21 protein-coding genes and 1 pseudogene are annotated in these 21,292 nt (G+C 77.4%); 9 read left to right on the top strand and 13 right to left on the bottom strand.

The genetic code is table 11. The annotated features are described in order from the left end of the window. Nucleotides 1–7 precede the first annotated feature (7 nt). From ACFY07_RS06725 to sigE, 5 genes are all read right to left on the bottom strand, one after another. Nucleotides 8–664, bottom strand: a complete 657-nt coding sequence (locus ACFY07_RS06725) for a hypothetical protein (protein WP_230746899.1) — start codon at nt 662–664, stop codon at nt 8–10. Nucleotides 665–832: 168 nt separating this feature from the next. Continuing rightward, on the bottom strand, nt 833–1,252 hold the full coding sequence (locus ACFY07_RS06720; protein WP_230746901.1) for a sec-independent translocase: 420 nt from the start codon (nt 1,250–1,252) through the stop codon (nt 833–835). 174 nt (nt 1,253–1,426) lie between these two features. Continuing rightward, a complete protein-coding gene (locus ACFY07_RS06715; RefSeq protein ID WP_390867702.1) occupies nt 1,427–2,758 on the bottom strand; it encodes a S1C family serine protease in 1,332 nt (443 codons plus the stop codon). Nucleotides 2,759–2,892: 134 nt separating this feature from the next. Then, on the bottom strand, nt 2,893–3,843 hold the full coding sequence (locus ACFY07_RS06710) for an anti-sigma factor family protein (RefSeq protein ID WP_390867701.1): 951 nt from the start codon (nt 3,841–3,843) through the stop codon (nt 2,893–2,895). Continuing rightward, nucleotides 3,840–4,697 carry an RNA polymerase sigma factor SigE gene (gene sigE / locus ACFY07_RS06705; RefSeq protein WP_390867700.1) on the bottom strand — a complete coding sequence of 286 codons (858 nt, stop codon included), beginning with the start codon at nt 4,695–4,697 and terminating at the stop codon, nt 3,840–3,842. Before sigE ends, ACFY07_RS06710 begins: the two co-directional genes overlap by 4 nt. 164 nt (nt 4,698–4,861) lie before the next feature. Here sigE and ACFY07_RS06700 point away from each other — a divergent pair, with 164 nt between their 5' ends. Further along, entirely contained in the window at nt 4,862–5,509 is a 648-nt protein-coding gene (locus ACFY07_RS06700; RefSeq protein ID WP_255744850.1) for a class I SAM-dependent methyltransferase, read from the top strand. A gap of 272 nt (nt 5,510–5,781) precedes the next feature. On the opposite strand, the gene ACFY07_RS06695 is transcribed toward ACFY07_RS06700, so the two are convergent. Next, the gene (locus ACFY07_RS06695) at nt 5,782–5,949 is read right to left on the bottom strand and encodes a DUF3117 domain-containing protein (protein ID WP_107101321.1); all 168 of its coding nucleotides are present in this window, start codon (nt 5,947–5,949) and stop codon (nt 5,782–5,784) included. 427 nt (nt 5,950–6,376) lie between these two features. On the opposite strand from ACFY07_RS06695, the gene ACFY07_RS06690 reads away from it, so the two are divergent. Further along, the gene (locus ACFY07_RS06690) at nt 6,377–7,180 is read left to right on the top strand and encodes an enoyl-CoA hydratase/isomerase family protein (RefSeq protein ID WP_230746908.1); all 804 of its coding nucleotides are present in this window, start codon (nt 6,377–6,379) and stop codon (nt 7,178–7,180) included. Here ACFY07_RS06690 and ACFY07_RS06685 read toward each other — a convergent pair. Further along, on the bottom strand, nt 7,177–7,794 hold the full coding sequence (locus ACFY07_RS06685) for a DNA-3-methyladenine glycosylase I (RefSeq protein WP_390867699.1): 618 nt from the start codon (nt 7,792–7,794) through the stop codon (nt 7,177–7,179). The genes ACFY07_RS06690 and ACFY07_RS06685 overlap by 4 nt on opposite strands. Beyond that, complete coding sequence (locus ACFY07_RS06680; RefSeq protein ID WP_390867698.1) at nt 7,791–8,222, bottom strand: DivIVA domain-containing protein; 432 nt, start codon at nt 8,220–8,222, stop codon at nt 7,791–7,793. Before ACFY07_RS06680 ends, ACFY07_RS06685 begins: the two co-directional genes overlap by 4 nt. A gap of 226 nt (nt 8,223–8,448) precedes the next feature. Here ACFY07_RS06680 and folP point away from each other — a divergent pair, with 226 nt between their 5' ends. Beyond that, nucleotides 8,449–9,261 carry a dihydropteroate synthase gene (folP, locus tag ACFY07_RS06675; protein ID WP_230746939.1) on the top strand — a complete coding sequence of 271 codons (813 nt, stop codon included), beginning with the start codon at nt 8,449–8,451 and terminating at the stop codon, nt 9,259–9,261. Nucleotides 9,262–9,313: 52 nt separating this feature from the next. Here the strand turns inward: folP and ACFY07_RS06670 are convergent, their stop codons facing one another. Next, nucleotides 9,314–10,231: a TIGR00730 family Rossman fold protein gene (locus ACFY07_RS06670; RefSeq protein WP_390867697.1), complete on the bottom strand. Its 918-nt coding sequence runs from the start codon at nt 10,229–10,231 to the stop codon at nt 9,314–9,316. A 53-nt stretch (nt 10,232–10,284) separates the two neighbouring features. Further along, the gene (dapE, locus tag ACFY07_RS06665) at nt 10,285–11,367 is read right to left on the bottom strand and encodes a succinyl-diaminopimelate desuccinylase (protein ID WP_230746911.1); all 1,083 of its coding nucleotides are present in this window, start codon (nt 11,365–11,367) and stop codon (nt 10,285–10,287) included. A 113-nt stretch (nt 11,368–11,480) separates the two neighbouring features. Between dapE and ACFY07_RS06660 the strand changes: the two genes are divergently transcribed. From ACFY07_RS06660 to ACFY07_RS06650, 3 genes and pseudogenes are all read left to right on the top strand, one after another. Continuing rightward, nucleotides 11,481–12,443, top strand: coding sequence for a hypothetical protein (locus ACFY07_RS06660; RefSeq protein ID WP_390867696.1), 963 nt, complete (start codon nt 11,481–11,483; stop codon nt 12,441–12,443). A gap of 294 nt (nt 12,444–12,737) precedes the next feature. Further along, nucleotides 12,738–13,694 carry an FG-GAP repeat domain-containing protein gene (locus tag ACFY07_RS06655; RefSeq protein WP_390867695.1) on the top strand — a complete coding sequence of 319 codons (957 nt, stop codon included), beginning with the start codon at nt 12,738–12,740 and terminating at the stop codon, nt 13,692–13,694. Nucleotides 13,695–14,175: 481 nt separating this feature from the next. After that, a pseudogene (locus ACFY07_RS06650) lies at nt 14,176–14,314 on the top strand (ATP-binding protein); the annotation flags it as partial. Nucleotides 14,315–14,943: 629 nt separating this feature from the next. Here the strand turns inward: ACFY07_RS06650 and dapC are convergent. After that, nucleotides 14,944–16,092 (bottom strand): succinyldiaminopimelate transaminase, encoded by a 1,149-nt coding sequence (dapC, locus tag ACFY07_RS06645; RefSeq protein ID WP_390867694.1) that lies wholly within the window; start codon nt 16,090–16,092, stop codon nt 14,944–14,946. Nucleotides 16,093–16,112: 20 nt separating this feature from the next. Next, the gene (gene fdxA, locus ACFY07_RS06640) at nt 16,113–16,433 is read right to left on the bottom strand and encodes a ferredoxin (RefSeq protein WP_230746915.1); all 321 of its coding nucleotides are present in this window, start codon (nt 16,431–16,433) and stop codon (nt 16,113–16,115) included. Nucleotides 16,434–16,545: 112 nt separating this feature from the next. Between fdxA and ACFY07_RS06635 the strand changes: the two genes are divergently transcribed. From ACFY07_RS06635 to ACFY07_RS06625, 3 genes are all read left to right on the top strand, one after another. Further along, nucleotides 16,546–17,559 carry a GNAT family N-acetyltransferase gene (locus tag ACFY07_RS06635; protein ID WP_390867693.1) on the top strand — a complete coding sequence of 338 codons (1,014 nt, stop codon included), beginning with the start codon at nt 16,546–16,548 and terminating at the stop codon, nt 17,557–17,559. Between the two features lie 134 nt (nt 17,560–17,693). Next, nucleotides 17,694–18,539 (top strand): transglutaminase family protein, encoded by an 846-nt coding sequence (locus tag ACFY07_RS06630; protein WP_390867692.1) that lies wholly within the window; start codon nt 17,694–17,696, stop codon nt 18,537–18,539. Between the two features lie 207 nt (nt 18,540–18,746). After that, on the top strand, nt 18,747–18,947 hold the full coding sequence (locus tag ACFY07_RS06625) for a hypothetical protein (RefSeq protein ID WP_390867691.1): 201 nt from the start codon (nt 18,747–18,749) through the stop codon (nt 18,945–18,947). Between the two features lie 135 nt (nt 18,948–19,082). Here ACFY07_RS06625 and ACFY07_RS06620 read toward each other — a convergent pair whose 3' ends face one another. Further along, complete coding sequence (locus ACFY07_RS06620; RefSeq protein ID WP_390867690.1) at nt 19,083–21,212, bottom strand: alpha/beta fold hydrolase; 2,130 nt, start codon at nt 21,210–21,212, stop codon at nt 19,083–19,085. Between the last annotated feature and the right edge of the window lie 80 nt (nt 21,213–21,292).

The following is a 21,292-nucleotide window of genomic DNA, read 5'->3' as shown; positions in this document are numbered from 1 at the left end:
GAGTGCGTCAGGAGGAGCCGAGCGCGGTGGCCCCCGCCGGGCGGGGCTCGGCGTAGCGGCGGGCGACGTCGCCGACGGCGGCGAAGCCCAGCCCGTACGCGCTGATGCCGCGCCCGTAGGCGCCGATCAGCACCCCGGGGGCCTCGCCGGCCAGCACCCAGCCGTACTCGGACTCGCGGTAGCGGAAGTCCTGCGGCTGCCCGTTGACGGGGAGGTTGAGCGAGGACCAGTTCGGGCCGTCGAGGTCGTCGGCGAGGTCCCACGCGATGGCGGTCTGCTGGTCCAGCCAGTCCTGACGGAGCGTCCGGTCCAGCTGGCCCGGCCAGGTGGCCGACAGGAGGCCCGAGCCGGCCAGCCAGGCGGCCGACGAGGCCGAGGTGGCCTCCAGCACGCCGGTGCCGTCGGCGCTGCGCCGCACCGGGCGGCGCGCCACGGTGACCACCACGGCGAAGCGGCGGGTGTCCGGCACCTCGTACTGGCGGGCGGCGGGCTCGTCGCCGTGGCCGACGGAGCCGTAGTCCACGGTGCCCTCGGCGCCCGCGCCGACCTGCAGCAGCCAGCGGTCGCCCGTCCAGCCGTCGTCCAGGCCGTACCAGGGGAAGTCCGCCGCCAGGTAACCGTCGAGCGCGACCGCCGCTCCCGCCGCACGACTCGTCGTGTCCATCCCGGGCCTCCTCCGACCGCTGTGGTCACTGCTCCGGCGCGGGGTGCGCCGGGCCCCTCGGGCACAGACGATGCATCAGGGCAGAAAATAGGATAGCGAGGCCAGGGGCGCGCACCGGCGTGTCGCCGCACACACCGGTGTTTCGGGTCCCGGGCAGGGCCGGACGGCTCAGGTGGCGTCCGGGTCGTACGGGGGGCGCTCGTCCGCCTGCAGACCGCCGGCCCCGGCGGGGCCGCCGTCCTTGGACAGGTCCAGGGAGCCGGAGACCGTGCGGCGCGGCGCCGGGGCGGGCTCGGCGTCCGCCGCCAGGTCGAAGCCGTTGCGGATCTCCTTGAGCCCGAGCTCGTCGCCGGTCAGCAGGTTCTTGCGGACGAAGGTCTTCGGGTTGAGGTCCTCGAACTCGAAGTCCTTGAACTCCGGGCCGAGCTCGTTGCGGATGTCGGCCTTGGCGTTGTCGGCGAAGGAGCGGACCTTGCGGATGAAGGCCATGGCGTCCTGGATGACCTTCGGCAGCTTGTCCGGGCCGAAGACGACCACCGCGATGACGGCGAGGACCGCCATCTCGGGCAGGCCTATGTCGTTGAACACCCGGGGCTCCCTGCTGCTGGACGGCGTACCGGTGCGACGGCACTCCCCACCAGGGTAACGGGAGGCCTGCGGAAGGCAGGGCCGAGGAGCGGAGCGGGGCAAACAGGGCACCGCCGCCCCCGGCCCGGTGCCGCGGCCCCGGACGGGCCCCGGGCCGCCCGGCCGCCGGCCCGCTCAGCCGCCGGCGGCTCCGAGGACGACCGCCACGGTGCGCCGGCTGCCGCCGCGCTCCACGGTCAGCCGCAGGGTGTCCCCCGGCCGGTGGCTGCGGATCACGACCACCAGCTGGTCGCCGTCGTGCACCGGCCGGCCGTCGGCGGCGGTGATCACGTCGCCGGGCCGGAGTCCGGCCCGGTCCCCCGGACCGCCGGGCGTGACGGGGGCCCCGCCCCGGGCGGACGCCCGCACCAGCACCTTCGCCCCGTCGCCCGCGAACTGCATGTCCAGGGTGACGCCGATGACGGGGTGCACCGCCTTCCCGTCGTTGACCAGCTGCTCGGCGACCCGGCGGGCCTCGTTCACCGGGATGGCGAAGCCCAGGCCGATGCTGCCGGACTGCTGGTCGCTGCCGAACGGGTCGCCGGTGCCGGAGGCCGACCGGATGGCGGAGTTGACGCCGATCACCCGGCCCGCCGCGTCCATCAGCGGCCCCCCGGAGTTGCCCGGGTTGATGGGCGCGTCGGTCTGCAGCGCGTCGACGTACGAGACCCCGTCGCCCCCGGCCGTGCCGCCGGCCGTGATCGGCCGGTGGGTCGCGCTGACGATGCCCGTGGTGACGGTGCCCTCCAGGCCGAACGGGGCGCCGATGGCGACCACCGGGTCGCCCACGCGCACCCGGTCGGAGTCGCCGAGGGTGAGCGGCCGCAGGCCCGAGACCCCGGCCACCCGGATCACCGCCAGGTCGTACCCGCTGTCCCGTCCGACGACGGTGGCCCGGCGGGTCTGGCCGCCGTCGAAGGTGACCGTGATCGTGCCGGACGACGCCGCCGGGGCGACCACGTGGTTGTTGGTGAGGATGCGGCCCCGGGTGTCGAGGACGAACCCGGTGCCGGTGCCCTCGGCCCGGGGGCCCTTGACGTGGATGTACACCACGCCGGGCAGGGTCGCCCGGGCGACGGCCGCGACGCTGCCCGGCGCCCGCTCCGCGGCCGCGTCGGAGACCTGCGGCAGGGTGAGGCGGCCGCCCGTGCCGCGGGCCTCCAGGAGGGCGCCCACGCCGCCGCCCGCGGTCCCCGAGACCAGGGCCAGCAGGACCGCGCCGGCCAGCAGCGCGGCGCGCCGTCGGCGGGCCGGTGCGGCGTCGCCGGGCGGGGCGGGGGGCGGGGCCCAGGGGTCGGGGGCGCCGTACGGCTCCGGGGGTGCGGGCGGCAGCGGCGCCCGCACCGGGCGGCCGTCCGCCGCGCCCCCGGCCGCGGGCGCGCCGTCCCTGTCCGCCGGCCGGTCGGGGTGGCTCCACCACTGCGGCGCGCCGGCGTCCCGACCCGGCCGCTCCTCGGTCGCGCTCATCCGTGCTGCTGCTCCTCTGCGGCCACCGCGGCCATCGCGGCCGCAGCTCCGATTCAACCAGTCCCGGCGCGACCGCGGGCACCGTGCGGAGCAGCGGCCCGACCGGGGACCGGCTGCGGGCCGGCCGCGGACCGCTAGCGGCCGGCGTGGAGGCGCGTGCCGGCCGACGGGGAGGCCGCCGCGCCGGTGGCCGCCGCGTCCGGGAGCGGGGCGGGCACGGAGACGGGGTAGCCCGCCCGCACGGGGGCGTTGAGCGGGGAGAGCTCGCCCGCGTCGAAGGCGCCGCCGGTGTCGGCGACCGGGCTGACGCTGGTGCCGTACGGCTCGTCCGCGGGCGCGTCCACCGCGCCCACGCCGCCGAAGCCGGTGAGGGCCACCGCGGCCACCGAGAAGGCGCCCGCCGCCGCGAAGGCGAACCGCCGGCCCCGGGCCGGGGACGGCCGCGCCGAACGCTCGGCGGCCGTGCCCGCGGGCCTGCGGTCGGGGGGAGCGACCGCGTTGCGCAGCCGGGCCAGCGGGCGCAGGTCGCCGCCGCGCTGCACGGTCCGGGGGTCGGCCCCGGGCACGGGGGTGCCCGCGCCCAGCGCCCCGGTGCCGAAGGCCGCGCCGCCGCCGAAGGGCGTGCCGCCGCCGAAGGGGTCGGCGCCCCGGCCGAAGGACCCGCCGTCGAGCCTGCTGCCGCCGAGGGTGCCGCCGTCGCCGTCGGGCCGGTCGGCGCCGACCGCCAGCAGCCGGGCCGTCAGCAGCGCGGAGGGCCCGGGCGTCCCGGCGCCGGCCAGCAGCTGCTTGACCGCGCGGGCGTCCTCCGCCTCGGCGAGGCAGTCGGGGCAGGTCGCCAGGTGGGCCTGCACCCGGTCCCTGGCCTCGTGGTCGAGTTCGCCGTCGACGAAGCCGTCGAGCCGGTCGCCCAGGTGGTGCCGGCCGGCGGACTGCTCGGACGCGGGGGCCGCACCGACCCGGGTGAGCTCCACGAGGGAGCCGGGGCGCTGCTGCTCCTCGGCGGCGGCGTCCTTCCCGGCGTGCTGCTTCCCGGCGTGCTGCGGCCTGCTGCGGCGCCCCGACCCGGTGTGGCGCTCAGCGCTCACGACGGCCTCCGTCCCGTGTCACCGGAGGATGCGGGGGGCGCGGCGGTCGCGGCCGCCGCGGCGGGGCCGGAGCCCCCGCGCCGGGACCGGCCCGGGGCGGAGCCCGGCGCGCGGTGCCGCAGGGCGGAGCGCAGGTGGGAGCGGCCGCGGTGGATGCGGCTGCGGACGGTGCCGAGCTTCACCCCGAGCGTGGCGGCGATCTCCTCGTACGACAGGCCCTCGATGTCGCAGAGCACGACGGCGGCCCGGAACTCCGGCGCCAGCGTGTCGAGCGCCTGCTGCACGTCGGCGTCGAAGTGGTTGTCGTGGAAGTGCTGGGCCGGGCTCGGGTCGCGGCTGGGCAGCCGCTCGGCGGCGTCGTCGCCCAGGGCGTCGAAGCGGATCCGCTGGCGGCGGCGCACCATGTCGAGGAAGAGGTTGGTCGTGATGCGGTGCAGCCAGCCCTCGAAGGTGCCGGGCGTGTAGGTGGAGAGCGAGCGGAAGACCCGGACGAAGACCTCCTGGGTGAGGTCCTCGGCGTCGTGCTGGTTGCCGGTCAGCCGGTACGCGAGGCGGTACACCCGGGCGCTGTGCGCCTGGACGATCTCCTCCCAGCTGGGCGGCGTCCAGGCCTGCGCGTCGGCGCCCTCGGCGAAGGCGGCCGTGGCGGGCGTCCCCTGGTGCGGGATCGCCGTCCGCGGGGCCGCTGCCGGCAGGTCGGCGGAGGGCTCGTCGGCGGGGGACTGCGCAGGCTGGTTCATCACGGGCTCCGGCGTACGGGCCGACGCTGCGCTGCGGAAGTGCCGCCGCACAGGGGCGCCGCCCTCAGCCACACCTCCTCGGTCGGCTCTTCTGCCCAGCAGGGCCACCACCATATCCGCCTCGCCCGTCAGTTCCGGATAAAGCCCGTTTCACACGCTCGGACCGTCACGGGGGCCGGTCGCCTCCGTATCCGGTGAACGCACCGCCGTCGGACGCGGTTCCCGGGACGGCCAGTAACCTGTGGCTGGAAATATCGACATCGACTTCGGCCAGGTCCCTGACGGAGGCAGCCATCACCGGCTTCGGGCTCGCGGGCGTGGCCCTCGCCGACACCTTCGTCGGGGAGGACGACGCCCTGGCACACGCCCGCGCACGGGCCGCGCGCGCCGGGGTGCGGGCGATAGGGCCGGGCGGCGGCGCCTGCCTGCGGCTGCTCGCGGCGGCGCTGGGGGCCAAGGCGGTCGCGGAGATCGGCACCGGCGCCGGGGTGTCCGGCGTGTACCTGCTGCGCGGGATGCGGCCCGACGGGGTGCTGACCACGGTCGACCCCGAGCCGGACCGGCAGCAGCTGGCCCGCGAGGCCTACGCGGCGGCCGGGTTCGCCGCCAACCGCTCCCGGCTCATCGCCGGACGGGCGCTGGAGGTGCTGCCCCGGCTCGCGGACGGCCAGTACGACCTGGTGTTCTGCGACGGGGACGCGGCGGAGTCCCGCGAGTACCTCGCAGAATCGTTGCGCCTGCTGCGGCCGGGCGGGATGGTCTGCTTCGAGGGCGTCTTCCAGGAGGGCCGGCTGGCCGACCCGGGGCTGCGCGACGCCCAGACCCACGCGGTGCGGGAGCTGGTGCGGGTGGTCCGGGAGAGCGACGCCCTGCTGCCGGCGCTGCTGCCGGTGAGCGACGGGCTGCTCTGCGCGGTCCGGCGCTGAGGCCGGCCGGGCGCTGAGACCGGCCGGGCGCTGAGACCGGCCGGGCGCTGAGACCGGTCCGGCACTGAGGCCGGCCGGACGCGGGGGTTCCGGGGCCGCGGGCGGTCCGGTACCGGGGGTTCCGGGGCGCCGGCCGCCCGGAGGGGCGCGGCCGGGCGCCGCACCCGCTGCCGCACACACCGAGGCCCCGCCGGGACGTCCGTCCCGGCGGGGCCTCGCCGCTCTCGCGGAGGGGAAGGGCCGGCCGCCTCAGCCGCAGGCCTTCCGCAGGCTCAGCCGCAGGCCTTCTTCAGGGCCTCGCCCAGCGCGTCGGCCTCGTCGGGCGTGAGCTCGACGACGAGCCGACCGCCGCCCTCGAGCGGAACTCGCATGACGATGCCCCGCCCCTCCTTGGTCACCTCGAGCGGGCCGTCGCCCGTCCGCGGCTTCATGGCCGCCATGCTCGTTCCCCTTCCTGCAACCTGCTCATCGACGTACCGCCGGTCCGTCCACCGCCGGTATCGAACGCATTGATCGGAGACCATTATCCCGCATGAGAAGGCCCGATGACCAACATCACTCTTCGCGCATCCGCAGCCACCAGCCCCCAAACCTGCCCATTCCGTCGTCCGGACGCCGGAAGAACGCGCAACGGGGAGGCCCCGGAAGCGGCGGCGGCCGCTCCCGTCCGGACCGCCTCCGGCCACCTCCGGCGGCCCTCCGGCCGCCGCCGGGCGCCGCCCCGCACCGCGGTCCGGGCCGGACCGGCCGGGGTGCCGCACGTCACACTGACGCGACCCGGTCCGGCTCCGGCATGCTGGCCGTGATCCCACCCGCAGGACCGCGTCCCCACCGGAGCGCGCCCCCACAGGACAGGACAGACACGCCATGGCCGACAGCCCCGTGCTGTACGAACGCGACGGCGGCCTCGCCGTCGTCGTCATCAACCGCCCCGACGCGATGAACGCGCTGGACACGCCGACCAAGGTGGCGCTGCGCGACACCGTCGCGGCCGCGGCGGAGGACCCGGGGGTGCGCGCGGTGCTGCTCACCGGCGCCGGGGACCGGGCGTTCTGCGTCGGACAGGACCTCAAGGAGCACATCGGCAGCCTCGCCCGGGCGCGGGAGGGCGGCGGTCCGGCGCTGGCCACCGTCGCCGAGCACTACAACCCGCTGGTCAGGGCGCTGGCCGGGATGCGCAAGCCGACCGTGGCGGCGGTCAACGGGGTGGCCGCCGGGGCCGGGGCGTCCCTCGCGTTCGCCTGCGACTTCCGGATCGTCGCCGACACGGCGGGCTTCAACACCTCCTTCGCGGGCGTCGCGCTGACCGCCGACTCCGGCGCGTCCTGGACGCTCCCGCGCCTGGTCGGGCACGCGCGGGCGACCGAGCTGCTGATGATGCCGCGCACGGTGAAGGCGCCCGAGGCGCTGGAGATCGGCCTGGCCACCCGGGTGGTCCCGGCGGCGGAGCTGGCCGCCGCCGCCCGCGACTTCGCCCGCCGCCTGGCCGAGGGGCCGACGGTGGCGCTGGGCGCCCTCAAGGAGTCCGTCGACTTCGGCTGGTCGCACTCGCTCGCCGAGGCGCTGGAGAAGGAGGACGAGCTCCAGACCCGGGCCGGCGCCTCGGAGGACCACGCGATCGCCGTCCGGGCGTTCCTCGCCAAGGAGAAGCCCGAGTACCTGGGCCGCTAGCCCGCCGGGCGCCGGGGGCGGTGGCCCGTCAGGCGGCGGGCCACCGCCCCGCCCCGGAACCGGCAGTCGGCCAGGTGGTCGTCGACCAGCCCGCACGCCTGCATGAGCGCGTAGGCGGTGGTGGGCCCCACGAAGCGGAAGCCGCGGCGCTTGAGCTCCTTCGCGAGCGCCGCGGACTCCGGGGTGGCGGCCGGCACGTCGGCGAGGGTGCGCGGCGCCGGGCGGCCGGGGTCGCCCGCGTACGACCAGACCAGCACGTCCAGGCCGTCGGGCAGCTCCAGGGCGGCGCGGGCGTTGGAGACCGCCGCGTCGATCTTGGCGCGGTTGCGGATGATGCCGGGGTCCTGCAGCAGCCGCTCGCGGTCGGCCTCGGTGAAGGCCGCGACCCGCTCGATCACGAAGCCGGCGAAGGCGGCGCGGAAGCCCTCCCGGCGGCGCAGGATCGTGATCCACGACAGGCCGGACTGGAAGGCCTCCAGGCAGACCCGCTCGAAGAGCGCGTCGTCGCCGCGGACCGGGCGCCCCCACTCGGTGTCGTGGTAGGCCCGGTAGTCCTCGGCGGAGAGGCCCCAGGGGCAGCGCAGCAGCCCGTCGGAGCCGGCGGCGGCGCTCACGCCCGGTCCTCCGGGGTGCCGGACGCGGGGCCGCCGGGCGTCGTGCCGCCCGGCCGGGGGGCGTCCTCGCGGGACGCGGGGGCGTGCGGCGCGGGGGCGTGCGGCGCGGAGGCGGGCCCGGCCTGGTCGGACCAGGAGACCCTGCCGCCCGCCGCGGCGGCCTCCAGCTCGGCGATGCGGGCGTCGCGCAGGGCCAGCTCGGCACCGAGCCGGTCGAGGACGTCGTCGACCTCGTCCATGCGGTAGCCGCGCAGCGCCATCGGCAGCCGCAGCCCGTCGACGTCACCCCGGTCCAGGGGCCGGTCCCGGGGCAGGACGGGGACGAGCCGGTCGTGCACGGCCTCGGGCATCGACCCGCCGGCGCCCAGCGCCACCAGGGCGGCCACGCCCACCACCACGGCCATACCCGCCACGATCAACCAGAACACGATCCGCTCCTCCCGGTCACCCCCGCGCCGCCGCGTGGAGGATCATGGTCCCTGGCAGGGCCCCCGGGCCATCATCGCGCACGCGCGGTGACCATCATGGACCACCTCGGCGCGGACCGGGACGGCACGGGCCGTCGCGGGCCGCACGGGCCGGCAGCCGGATTCTGGAGGACGCGTGGCACTCAGGCTCGGACGGTGCGAGTTCGGCGACGACGACCTCGTCGTCATGGCGATCGTCAACCGGACGCCCGACTCCTTCTTCGACCGCGGCGCGACCTTCGCCGACGAGGCCGCGTTCGCCGCCGCCGACCGGGCGGTGGCCGAGGGCGCCGCGATCCTCGACATCGGCGGGGTGAAGGCCGGCCCCGGCGAGGAGGTCACCGTCGAGGAGGAGCTGCGGCGCACGGTGCCGTTCGTGGCCGAGCTGCGCAGGCGCCACCCGGAGGTGGTGATCAGCGTGGACACCTGGCGGCACGAGGTGGGCGAGGCGGTCTGCGAGGCGGGCGCGGACCTGCTGAACGACGCCTGGGGCGGGGTGGACCCGAAGCTGGCCGAGGTGGCCGCCCGGTACGACGCGGGCCTCGTCTGCACCCACGCGGGCGGCGCCGAGCCCCGCACCCGGCCGCACCGCGTGGGCTACGAGGACGTCATGGCGGACATCCTGCGGGTCACCACCGGGCTGGCGGAGCGGGCGGTCGCCCTCGGCGTGCGGCGGGACGCCGTGGTCATCGACCCCGGCCACGACTTCGGCAAGAACACCCGCCACTCGCTGGAGGCCACCCGCCGCCTGCCGGAGATGACGGCGACCGGCTGGCCGGTGCTGGTGTCGCTCTCCAACAAGGACTTCGTCGGCGAGACCCTGGACCGGCCGGTCGACGGGCGGCTGCTGGGCACGCTGGCGGCCACCGCGGTCTCCGCCTGGCTGGGCGCCCGGATCTACCGGGCGCACCAGGTGGCGGAGACCCGGCAGGTCCTGGACATGGTCGCGTCGATCCGCGGCACCCGGCCGCCGGCGGTGGCCCGCCGGGGCCTGGCCTGACGCGGCGCCCCGGGCCCCGGCCGGCCCCGGCCGTCCGGGGCCCGGGGGCCCCTCAGCACTCCTCGACGTTCTCCTCGAAGGCCGCGTACGCCGCCGCCTCGGCGGTCTCCTGGGCGGAGACGCCGTTGCGCCGCCGGGCGTCCTCGATCACCTTCATCACCTCGCCCACGTCGTCGGTGACGTGGAAGAGGTCCAGGTCGGCGGGGGACGCCTTGCCCTCGGCGACGAGGGTGCCGCGCAGCCACTCGACCAGGCCGCCCCAGTAGGCGGTGCCGAAGAGCACCACCGGGAACCGGGTGACCTTGCGGGTCTGCACCAGGGTCAGCGCCTCGAAGAGCTCGTCGAGGGTCCCGAAGCCGCCCGGCAGCACCACGAAGGCCTGGGAGTACTTCACGAACATCGTCTTGCGGACGAAGAAGTACCGGAAGTTGAGCCCCAGGTCGACGTACTCGTTGAGCCCCTGCTCGAAGGGGAGCTCGATGCCGAGGCCCACCGACACGCCGCCGGCCTCGGAGGCGCCCCGGTTGGCGGCCTCCATCGCCCCGGGCCCGCCGCCGGTGATCACCGTGTAGCCGGCCCGGGCGAGCGCCCGGCCGACCTCGACGCCCGTCCGGTACTCCTCCGAGTCGCGGGGGGTGCGGGCGGAGCCGAAGACGCTCACCGCGGACGGCAGCTCGGCCAGCGCGCCGAAGCCCTCGACGAACTCGGAGGTGATCCGCAGCACCCGCCAGGGGTCGGTGTGCAGCCAGTCCGTGGGGCCGGTGGTGTCCAGCAGCCGCTGGTCGGTGGTCTGCGCCCCGACACGGCCGCGCCGCAGCAGCAGCGGCCCCTGCTGGCGCTCCGGCCAGCGGTGGCGCCCCGGCGGACCCGCCGCCGGGACCGCCGGTCCCCGACCGTTCGGCAGCGCCTCGCGCAGCCCGTCGCCCTGCCCGTCGCCCGGGCCCGTTCCCTGCCCACCAGTGCCGTTCATGCAGGAAGGGTAGTGGCGCCGGGGCCCGGACGGGTGGCGGACGGGCCCGGACGTCAGGCGGTGAGCCACTCCCGCAGGCGGCGCTCGCACGCGGCGACGGCCGCGAGCGAGCAGTGCTCCTCGCGCTTGTGGGCGAGGTTGGGCTCGCCGGGGCCGTAGTTCACGGCGGGGATGCCGAGGCCGGCGAAGCGGGCGACGTCGGTCCAGCCGTACTTGGCCCGCGGCTCGCCGCCGGTGGCCGCGAGGAAGGCCTTGGCCGCCGGGTGGGCGAGGCCGGGCAGGGCGCCGGGGGCCGCGTCGGTGACCTCGACGTCGTAGCCGTCCAGGACCTCCCGGACGTGCGCCTCGGCCTGCGCCACCGTGCGGTCCGGCGCGAAGCGGAAGTTCACGGTGACGGTGCACAGGTCGGGGATGACGTTGCCGGCCACGCCGCCCTCGATCCCCACCGCGTTGAGGCCCTCGCGGTACTCCAGGCCGTCGATCTCCACCCGCCGCGGCCGGTAGGCGGCGAGCCGCGTGAGCAGCTCGCCGGTGCGGTGGACGGCGTTGTCGCCGAGCCAGCTGCGGGCGGCGTGCGCCCGCTGCCCGGTGACCCGGACCCGCACCCGCAGGGTGCCCTGGCAGCCGCCCTCCACGACGGCGCCGCTGGGCTCCAGCAGCACGGCGAAGTCGCCGTGCAGCCACTCGGGCCGCTCGCGGGCGAGGTGGCCGAGGCCGTTGCGGGACGCCTCGACCTCCTCGCAGTCGTAGAAGACGAAGGTGAGGTCGCGGTTGGGCTCCGGGACGGTGGCGGCGATCCGCAGCTGCACGGCGACGCCGGACTTCATGTCGGAGGTGCCGCAGCCGTGGAGCAGGTCGCCCTCGACGCGGGAGGGCAGGTTGTCGGCGATCGGCACGGTGTCCAGGTGCCCGGCGAGCACCACCCGCTCGGCGCGGCCGAGGGAGGTGCGGGCGACCACGTTGTTGCCGTACCGGTCCACGGCCAGGTGGGGCAGGGTGCGCAGCGCCGCCTCCACCGCGTCGGCGACGGCCTTCTCGTCCCCGCTGACCGACGGGATGTCGACGAGCTGCGCGGTGAGCGCGCCGCCGTCCAGGGAGAGGTCGAGGAGGGCGGGGGCGGGCCGGTGGTCGCTCATGCGCCCACCCTAACGAAGGCCCGTGGGGGGCAGGCCGCACCTCGTGCTCCGCCGCGGCCTGCCGGTACCTTGGGTGGCCGCAGGGCAGGGAGGGCAGGGAGGGACGGCGTCCGATGGCGATGGGGACATCCTCGGCAGGGGCACCGCCGGCGGGCGCGTCGCCGAAGGGGGCGTCCGCCCGGCGGAGGCGCCGGTGGCGGTGGCTGCTGCCGGCCGTGCTGGCGCTGGCCGTGCTGGCGGCGGCCGTGCTGTTCGCGGAGCGCCGCGACGTCCTGCCCGCCGCCGAGGAGTGCCACGTCGTCACCGCCGCCGGGGAGGTGGTGCTGGACCCCACGCAGGCGTCCAACGCCGCCGTGATCGCGGCCGTGGCCCGGTCGCGGAACCTGCCGGAGCGGGCGGTCACCATCGCCCTGGCCACCGCGCTGCAGGAGTCGCACCTGGAGAACATGGAGGGCGGGGACCGCGACTCGATCGGCCTGTTCCAGCAGCGGCCGTCGCAGGGCTGGGGCACCGCCCGGCAGATCGCCGACCCGGTGTACACCGCCAACAAGTTCTTCGACGGGCTGGTGAAGGTCCCCGGCTACTCGCGGCTGCCGCTCACCGAGGCGGCCCAGACGGTGCAGAAGAGCGGCTTCCCGCAGGCGTACGCCAAGCACGAGACCGACGCCACGGTGCTCGCGGGCTCCCTCACCGGGCGCGAGGCGGAGTCGCTGGGCTGCACCGTGGACGGCGCGGCGCCGGTGGCCGCGGCCTCGCCGCGGGTCGGGCGGGACGGGCTGACCGGGGGCGCCCGGCGGATCGCCGCGCAGGTGCGGCGGGACTTCGGCCGCACCGTCGCGGTGCGCGCCGCGGCCGGGGGCCGCGCCCTGGAGCTGCTGCCGTCCGGTGAGGGCGCGGCGGCCCGCCGCGGCGGCTGGGCGGTGGCGCACTGGGCGGTGGCGCGGGCGGCGGACCTGGGCGTCGCGTCGGTGGCGTACGGGGGAGCGGAGTGGCGGACCGGCGGCTCCTCCGGCGCCTGGCGGGCCGGCGGGGAGCAGGCGCCCGCCGGACGGGTGCTGGTGACCGCGGGCGGCTGACACGGGGGCACCCCGGTCCGGACCGCGGCCCCCGGCCCGGACCGGGGTCCCCGGGCAGGAACGCGGCCCCCGGCCCGGGCCCCGGTCCCGGGCCGGCCGGGCGGAACCGCAATCAGGTGTTCGAGTGTCACGGAGGTTGGCTACAGTCGTCGCGTGCGCCTCCCGGGCGCGCTGCAGGGGGACACACGGGGGAAGCGGGGGGATCCGCGCCGTACCGGCGCGACCGCACACTTTCGGGCTCCGGCTGCCGCGACGGCGGGTGCACACCCCTGTCCCGACGACGAGGAGTCACCTGTGCAGTCCTCCCTCCCCGGCGGCGCCCGCCGCACCCTCCGCCGCCTGGCCACCGCGACGGCCGCGGCCGGCATGGCGGCCGCCATGGCCGGCACCGCGACGGCCGCCGAGGCCGCGGGCCCGTCCGCCCCGGCCGCCCCGACCGCCCCGACCGCCGCCGTCCGCACCGGCGTCCCGCAGGGCGCCGTCGCCCTGCCGTCCGCCCTCGCCCGGGCGGGCACCAGCCGCGTCGCCGCCCTGCCGCTGAACGCCATCGACGGCAAGGGCACCCTCTGCGGGTGGAACCCGTCGAGCAAGGGCGGCTTCGGCTCGCCGACGTGCTACTCCGGCTACTCCTTCGTGAACGGCGCGGTGGCGGGCAGCATCAACAGCGACCGCACCGAGGACGTGTTCCTGCGCCACAGGAGCAACGGCCACCTGTACGGCTTCGTCTCCGGCGTCTCCAAGCCGATCGACGAGGGGGCCGGCTGGAACGGCTACACCGCGCTCGCCATGCCGGGGAACCTGGGCGGCACCGCGGCCGACGACGTGGTCGGCCGCGACCGGTCCGGCGTGCTGTGGGTGCACCCCGGCTACTCCAACGGGCACCTCGGCCGGCGCATCCGGGTCGGCAGCGGCTGGAACACCTACCGCGCGATCTTCGGCAAGTTCGACTACACCGGCGACGGCCGCACCGACCTGCTCGGCGTGGACTACCACAACACGGTGTGGGTGCACCCGGGCACCGGCGACGTGAAGCGGCCGTTCCACCGGCGGATCCGCCTGGCCACCAACTTCCGGGGCTACGACTACGTGCTCTCCACCGGCGACGTGAACCGGGACGGCCGCTCGGACTTCCTGGCCCGGGACACCTCCGGCCGCCTGTGGCTGTTCCGCGGCTACAACCGGGTGAGCCGGCCGTTCGCCGCCCGCTACTCGCTGGGGACCGCCCTGAGGAACGAGAAGATCATTTTCTGACCCGTCCGGATCCGGCCGGCCCGGCCCGGCCGAACCCGGACGGGCCGCGGCCGCGGGCCCCGGTGTGCCGCCGCGTGCGGCGCACCGGGGCCCGTCCGCGTCCGCCGCGGCGTCCGGGACGCACGGAGCGCACGGGGCACACGGAGCGCACGGGGCGCCGGCAGCGTCCGGGGCGTCCGGGGGACCCACCTGGGGATGAACCGGCCCGGCCGCCGGTTGACGTCCGCACGGCCCGGGAGCGGGGCCCGCGGACGGAGGGGCGCCGCACCGGGCGAGGAGGCCGCCGCCGTTGCGGCGCAAGGGGAGCGACGCTCCGCGGACGAAGCACCCCGCGGGCGCAATGTCCGTAATGCGACACGGAAGCCGCCCTCCGCTTTACCGAGTCTTTGCTTTCGGCGGCCGCAACCTTCCCGCTCCCCCGGCGGTAATCACCACGTCCGCCCGGCGGACGGGTCCTGTTCGCATTTCCGTTAGGAGCACCATGTCTCTCCCCCTCACGCGTCGGATCGCCCAGGCCGCGCTGCTCGTCGCGGCCGGAGCGGCCCCCGTGGTCGCGGCGGCCGGCACCGCGTCCGCCGCGGAGCTGCCCCGGACGGCCGACCTGGGTGGGCTGACCCAGCTCGACAGCGACGGCCTCGCCCACCAGGTGCAGGACGTCGCGCACCAGGCCGGCCGCCAGGCCGGATCCGCAGGCGGCCACGCGGTGGCCTCCGGCGTCCCGACCGCGGCCGACACGCTCGGCGCCACCGCAGGTGCCGCGATCCCCGAGGTCAACAGGCTCGTCGGCTCCACCGCGGAGCAGGCCGGCGCCACCGCGGGCACCACCGGCGACATGGCCTCCGGCGCGGCCAACCGCGCCGTCAGCCCGGTGAGCGGCGGCAGCCCGCTCGGCGCCCTCACCGGCGGCGGCCTGCCCACCGACCAGCTCACCGGCGGCCTCCCGCTCGGCGGCCTGGACCAGATGGCGGGCGGCGGCGCCCACCACCGCCTCGGCGGCCTGCCGGACCTCGGCTCGTCCTCCGGCGGCCTCGGCGGCCTGGACTCGCTGACCTCGCTGATCAGCAGCATCGGCGGCGCCGCGAGCCAGGGCACCCAGGGCCTGCAGGGCGGCGGCTCCCCCATCCAGGGCCTGCCGCTCTGACGCATCCGGGTGCGTCCGCACGCACGGACGGGCGGGGCCGGGGAGCTGCACACTCCCCGGTCCCGCCCGTCCGTGGCGCACGGCCTCCGGCCGCCGGCTGTCCGGCCGTCAGGCGCCGAGCCGCCGGACCGCGGCGTCCACCCGCTCGTCGACGGCGGTGAACGCCACCCGCACGAACCGCTCGCCCGCCTCGCCGTAGAAGTCGCCCGGCGCGACCAGGATGCCGAGGCCCGCCAGCTCCGCCACGGTGTCCCAGCACGGCTCGTCCCGGGTCGCCCACAGGTAGAGGCTGGCCTCCGAGTGCTCGATCCGGAAGCCGTACGCCTCCAGCGCCTCGCGCAGCGCGCTGCGGCGGCGGGCGTACCGCTCCCGCTGCTCCGCCACGTGCGCGTCGTCCTCCAGCGCGGCCACCGTCGCCGCCTGCACCGGCGCCGGCACGATCATGCCGCCGTGCTTGCGGACCTGCAGCAGCTCGTGCACCACCGCGCGGTCGCCCGCGACGAAGGACGCCCGGTAGCCCGCCAGGTTGGACCGCTTGGAGAGCGAGTGGACCGCCAGCAGGCCGTCGTGGCCGTCCCCGCAGACGTCCGGGTGCAGCACCGAGACCGGGTCGGCCTCCCAGCCCAGCTCCAGGTAGCACTCGTCGCTGACCAGGAGCACGCCGTGCTCGCGGGCCCAGGCGACGGTGCGGCGCAGCTCGTCCGTCCCGAGGACGCGGCCGGTGGGGTTGGACGGCGAGTTGAGCCAGAGCAGCCGCAGCCCGGCCGGGTCCAGCTCCCACGGGTCGTCGTAGACCACCGGCTCGGCGCAGGCCAGCCGGGCGCCCACCTCGTACGTGGGGTAGGCCAGCCGCGGCAGGGCCACCCGGTCGCCGGGGCCGAGGCCGAGCTGCGTCGGCAGCCAGGCCACCAGCTCCTTGGACCCGATCGTGGGCAGGACCCCCGACGGGTCGGCGCCGGTGGCGCCCAGGCGGCGGCGCAGCCAGCCGGCGATCGCCTCCCGCAGCTCGGGGGTGCCCCAGACGGTGGGGTAGCCGGGCGCGTCCGAGGCCTCGGCCAGCGCCTTGCGGATCAGCTCCGGGACCGGGTCCACGGGGGTGCCGACCGAGAGGTCGACGATGCCGCCGGGGTGCGCGGCGGCGGTCGCCTTGTACGGCTCCAGCCGGTCCCAGGGGAAGACCGGGAGGAGCCCGGAAACGCGGCGCGCCGCTCCCGAGCCGGTCGGGAGCGGCGCGTGCGTGCTGTCGTTGGTGCTCACAGCGTCGGTGCCACCGATCGTCAGGCCTGCTGCGGGGGCAGGGCGGCGATGAAGGGGTGGTCGCGCTCGATCAGCCCGAGCTTGGAGGCGCCACCGGGCGAGCCGAGGTCGTCGAAGAACTCGACGTTCGCCTTGTAGTAGTCCTTCCACTCCTCCGGGGTGTCGTCCTCGTAGAAGATCGCCTCGACCGGGCACACCGGCTCACAGGCACCGCAGTCGACGCACTCGTCCGGGTGGATGTAGAGGGACCGCTGCCCCTCGTAGATGCAGTCGACCGGGCACTCCTCGATGCAAGCCTTGTCCTTGACGTCGACACAAGGCTGCGCGATGACGTAGGTCACGCTGTCGTTCCTCCTCGTAGGGGCTGGCTCTCGCGCGGGGGAGCGCGTCGTCGTCGATGCCCGCCCCTAGTATCGCGGGTCTACGACACTGGATGCACGGGAGGTGGCCGGGATGGCGCACGGAGATCCGCCGCAGGGGCGCGCCGGGGTCCGGCTCACCCCTTCCGACGTGGGACGACGCGTCTCGGTGCGGCGGGTCCTGGACGTCTCGGGGGACCGTCCGGTCTTCGGCGACACGCTGGGCGTGCTCGCATCGTGGGACGCCGGGACGCTGGTCGTGGTCGGCCGGGACGGCCGGGAGACGGCCGTCCCCGAGCACCTGCTCGTCGCGGGCAAGCCGGTGCCGCCCGCGCCCGCCCGGCGGGCCCCCGCGCCCGAGGCCGGGCCGGTGGAGCTGCAGCGCCTCGCCGCCCGCGGCTGGCCCGCGGCCGAGACGGAGCGGCTCGGCGCGTGGACGCTGCGCGCCGCCGGCGGCTTCACCCGGCGGGCCAACTCGGCGCAGGCCCTGGGTGATCCCGGCGTGCCGCTGCCGGACGCCCTGGCGGCGGTGCGCGCCTGGTACGCCGCCCGCGGGCTGCCCGCCCAGGTCGAGGTGACCGTGCCCGGCTCGCCGGAGGGGCTCCGCGAGGAGCTGGCGCGGCTCGGCGCCGAGGAGGCGCCCACGCTCTTCCGGACGGCCCCGCTGGCGCCGCTCGCCCGGCTCGCCGCGGCGGACGACGGGGTGCGGCTCGCCCGGCGGGCGTCCGACGGCTGGCTGTCGCGCTACCGGCGCGTGGGCGGCGACGCCGCCCTGGAGCGGGCCGCGCAGGCGGTGCTGCACGGCGGCCCCTCGGTCTGGTTCGCCTCGCTGCCCTCGGCGGACGGCTCCGGGCCCGACGCGATCGGCCGGTGCGTGGTCGACGGCGCGTGGGCGGGCTTCTCCGCGGTCGAGGTGGTGCCGGGGAGGCGCCGCGAGGGGCTGGCCACCCGGGTCATGGCGGCGCTCGCGGCGCGCGCCGCCGAGGAGGGCGCCACCGGCGCGTACCTCCAGGTGGAGGCGGAGAACGACGGCGCGGTGGCCCTGTACGACCGGCTGGGCTTCACCACCGGCCACACTTACCACTACTGCCGGCTGCCGGAGGGCTGACGTCCGGGCCGGGCCGGGCCGGCCGGGCCCGGCGCGGCAGGCCGGACAGGCCGGACAGGCCGGACAGGCCTGACAGGCCGGACAGGCCGGACAGACGGAACAGACCAGACCGACGCGAACGGGCCGTACCAGTCGTGAGCGAAGAGAGCCGGGCGCGGTTCAGCGCCGAGGCCAGGGCGGAGTGCCCGGACCCCGTGCTGCTCTGCCTGCTCGCCGCCGTGGAGGCGGACCCGCAGGCCGACCCGGACGAGGCGGTCGCCGCCGCCGGCGCCGCCCTGGACGGCCTGGCCGCCGCGGTGCGCCGGGCCGTCGCCGAGCGCCGGCCCCGCGGCGCGGAGGCGGTGGCGGCGCTGCTCGCGGCGGTGCTGGCGGGCCGCGAGCGGTTCCACGGGCGGCCGTCGGACTACAACCGGCTGGAGTCCTCGCTGCTGCCGGCGGTGCTGGAGCGCCGCCGCGGACTGCCGATCATGCTCTCCCTGGTGTGGTCGGCCGTCGGCGCGCGGGCCGGGCTGCCCGTCCACGGCGTCGCGCTGCCGGGGCACTTCGTGGTGGCGGTCGGCGGCCCGGAGGAGGGCGGGCCCGTGCTCGCCGACCCGTTCCGCGGCGGCCGCCGGCTCTCCCCGGAGGACGCCTCGGACCTCGTCGCGGCCGCCACCGGCGGGCCGCTGACGGAGGACATGCTCACCCCGGCGCAGCCGCTCGACACCGTGCTGCGGGTGCTGGGCAACATCCGCACCTGGGCGGCGTCCCGCCCGGAGCACGCGCGCACCCAGCTGTGGGCCACCGAGCTGTCGCTGCTGCTGCCGCGGCACCCGGCCCAGCTGCGCCTGGAGCGCGCCGAACTCCTGGTCCGCACCGGGGACTTCCTCGGCGGCGCGGCGGAGATGGAGTCCTACGCGGGGATCCTGGACGCCTTCGACCCGGAGTCCGCCGCCCGCGTCCGGCTGGAGGCGAAGGCCGCACGGCACCGCCTCAACTGACCGGGGCGCCCGCCGGCGCCGGCCGGGCCCCGCACGGCCGGGGCCCCGGGGGCCGCGGACGGTACGGGCCCGGCGCGCCGGGCGGCCCGGCCGCGCCCCGCGCGCCGTACGCTTCGGCGGGTTCGGGACGCGCGGGCAGGGAATCCCCCCTTTGTGCACTCGTGAACCGGGCCCCGACGAACGCCCCCGGAAAACCCGCGGAGAGAGATGCGCCTCCTGCTCGTGATCGTCCTGGCCGCGGTCGCCGCCTCCCTGCTGCTCGGGGTCGTCTGGGCCGTCGTCGGCTCCCGGCTGGGGGGCGGGCCCGCGGAGCGCGAGCGCACGCTGCGGGAGGGCCCGGGGCCGTCCGGCACGGGGGCGCCGGACCCCGGCCGGCCGCCGGGCCGCGAGGACCCGCCCGCCGCCTGAGGCCCGGCCGGGCACCCGGCTCCCGGCCCCGCCACGCCGTGTCCCGCCGTGCCCCGCGCTCCGGGCGTCCGGCCCGGCCGCGCGGGGCGGCCGGGCCGGGCGCACCGCGCGGCGCGGGCCGCGGGCCCCGGGGCCTCAGAGGCCCAGCGACCTGCGCAGGAAGTCCACCTGGAGCAGCAGCAGGTTCTCGGCCACCTGCTCCTGGGGCGTCATGTGGGTGACGCCCGACAGCGGCAGCACGGTGTGCGGGCGGCCCGCCTCCAGCAGCGCGGAGGAGAACCGCAGGGTGTGCGCGGCCACCACGTTGTCGTCGGCCAGGCCGTGGACGAGCATCAGCGGGCGGCTCAGCTCCGCCGCGTCGGCGGCCAGCGCGTGCGCGTCGTACACCTCGGGCCGCTCGTCGGGGTGGCCGAGGTAGCGCTCGGTGTAGTGGGTGTCGTACAGCCGCCAGTCGGTGACGGGGGCTCCGGCGACGGCGGCGTGGAAGACGTCGGGGCGGCGCAGCACGGCGAGGGCCGCGAGGTAGCCGCCGTAGGACCAGCCGCGGATCGCGACCCGGCCGAGGTCCAGCGGGAACTCCTCGGCGAGCGCCTGCACCGCCTCCACCTGGTCGTCCAGGGTCACGCCGGCCATGTCGAAGGCGATGGCCTTCTCCCAGGCGGGGCTGTGGCCGGGCGTGCCGCGGCCGTCGGCGACGACGACGGCGAAGCCCTGGTCGGCGAACCACTGCGAGGTGAGGTGGGCGTTGCGGGCGGCGACGACGCGCTGGCCGTGCGGGCCGCCGTAGGGGTCCATCAGGACCGGCAGCAGCCCGTCCCGGTCGCGGTCGTACCCGTCGGGCAGCAGCACCGCGCACGGGATGCGCCGCTTGCCCGCCGCGACCAGCCGCACGCCGGTACCGATGACCGGGGTCTCGGCGTACGAGGCGATCTCGGCCACCGGCTCGGCGCCGCGCAGCACCCGGACGCGGCTGCCGGGGCGGTCCAGGGCGGCGGAGGAGAGCACGGTCACGTCCCCGGAGCGGACCGCGGAGTGGTGCCCGGGCCGCCCGGAGACGCGGACGGCGCCCGCGGGGCCGACCCGCAGCACGTGCACCTCGCCGAGTTCGGGGTCGGCGGCCCCCTCGCCGGCCGAGGCGGTGACGAGCACGTCGTCGGGGCCGACGTCGAGAACCGCCCGGACGTGCAGGGCGGCGCCGGTGAGCACCCGGTCGCCGACGGCGAGGACGCGGGCGCCGCCCTCGTCGGCGATCCGCACCAGGCGGCCGTCGGGGGTCCAGGCGGGCACGCCGGGGAAGAGGTCGAGCCAGACCGGGTCCTCGTCGACGTGGAGGGTGCGGGTGGCGCCGGTGTCCGGGTCGAGGGCGAGCACGAGCTGGCTGCGCTGGTCGCGGGCCTGGACGAGGAGGAGCGGCGGGCCGCCGGCCGACCAGTGGACGCGGGCGAGGTAGGGGTACCGGGCGCGGTCCCAGGTGACGTCGGTGCGGGAGCCGTCGAGGCCGAGGACGGCGAGGGAGACCTCGGCGTTGGGGGTGCCGGCCGCCGGGTAGGCGACCTCGGCGGGCGCGGCGGCCGGGTGGGCGGGGTCGGCGATCCACCAGCGCTGCACGGGGGTGTCGTCGACGCGGGCCGCGAGCAGCCGGCCGCCCTCGGGCGCCCACCAGAAGCCGCGGCCGCGGTCCATCTCCTCCTGGGCGACGAACTCGGCCTGACCCCAGGTCACCCCGTCGGCGTCGGGCTCGGCGAGGGCCCGGTCGGTCTCCCCGTCGGAGGTGACCACGCGGAGGTCGCCGCGGGTGGTGGCGTAGGCGATGTGGCGGCCGTCGGGGGACGGGCGGGGGTCGAGGACGGGTCCGGTGACCAGGATCTCGCGGGCGCCGCCGCCCCCGGCCTCCCCGGCGCCGTGCGCCAGCGGCGCGGTGAAGAGCCGCCCGGAGAGGGCGAAGGCGGCCAGCGCGGCGTCGGCGTCCACGGCGTAGCCGACGATCCCGGCGGACCCCTCGCGGGTGCGCTCGCGGCGGGCCCGCTCGGCCGGGGAGAGGTCCTCCCCGCCGCCGCCCAGCAGCTCCGCCGGGTCGGCCGCGGCGCGCTCGCGGCCGGTGGCGGTGTCCAGCACCCACAGCAGGTTCGCCCGGTCGGTGCCGGAGCGGGAGCGCAGGAACGCGACCCGCGCACCGTCCGGCGAGACCGTGAAGGAGCGCGGTGCGCCGAGGGTGTAGCGCAGCGTCCGCGAGTACTGGCGGGGGAAGGAGGTCTCCTTGGTCATACGGGTGACCCTATGCCGCCGCGCCCCCACCCGGAGGGAGTACGGGCGCCCGTCGTCCTGCCGTCCCGGCAGCCGGCGCC

The sequence above is a fragment of the Streptomyces sp. NPDC001380 genome (assembly GCF_042895785.1).
GTDB lineage: Bacteria > Actinomycetota > Actinomycetes > Streptomycetales > Streptomycetaceae > Peterkaempfera.
Note: the sequence above shows the minus strand (reverse complement) of the source record. Positions and strands in the feature narration are given on the sequence as shown.

Bases quoted from the DNA above. Each gene is read 5' to 3' on its own strand.
- ACFY07_RS06660 (WP_390867696.1), top strand. From the start codon at position 11,481: ATGGCGATGGGGACATCCTCGGCAGGGGCACCGCCGGCGGGCGCGTCG.
- ACFY07_RS06670 (WP_390867697.1), bottom strand. From the start codon at position 10,231: ATGAACGGCACTGGTGGGCAGGGAACGGGCCCGGGCGACGGGCAGGGC.
- ACFY07_RS06635 (WP_390867693.1), top strand. From the start codon at position 16,546: ATGGCGCACGGAGATCCGCCGCAGGGGCGCGCCGGGGTCCGGCTCACC.
- dapE (WP_230746911.1), bottom strand. From the start codon at position 11,367: ATGAGCGACCACCGGCCCGCCCCCGCCCTCCTCGACCTCTCCCTGGAC.
- ACFY07_RS06625 (WP_390867691.1), top strand. From the start codon at position 18,747: ATGCGCCTCCTGCTCGTGATCGTCCTGGCCGCGGTCGCCGCCTCCCTG.
- sigE (WP_390867700.1), bottom strand. From the start codon at position 4,697: ATGGTGGTGGCCCTGCTGGGCAGAAGAGCCGACCGAGGAGGTGTGGCT.
- ACFY07_RS06690 (WP_230746908.1), top strand. From the start codon at position 6,377: ATGGCCGACAGCCCCGTGCTGTACGAACGCGACGGCGGCCTCGCCGTC.
- ACFY07_RS06715 (WP_390867702.1), bottom strand. From the start codon at position 2,758: ATGAGCGCGACCGAGGAGCGGCCGGGTCGGGACGCCGGCGCGCCGCAG.
- ACFY07_RS06725 (WP_230746899.1), bottom strand. From the start codon at position 664: ATGGACACGACGAGTCGTGCGGCGGGAGCGGCGGTCGCGCTCGACGGT.
- ACFY07_RS06620 (WP_390867690.1), bottom strand. From the start codon at position 21,212: ATGACCAAGGAGACCTCCTTCCCCCGCCAGTACTCGCGGACGCTGCGC.
- ACFY07_RS06695 (WP_107101321.1), bottom strand. From the start codon at position 5,949: ATGGCGGCCATGAAGCCGCGGACGGGCGACGGCCCGCTCGAGGTGACC.
- folP (WP_230746939.1), top strand. From the start codon at position 8,449: ATGGCGATCGTCAACCGGACGCCCGACTCCTTCTTCGACCGCGGCGCG.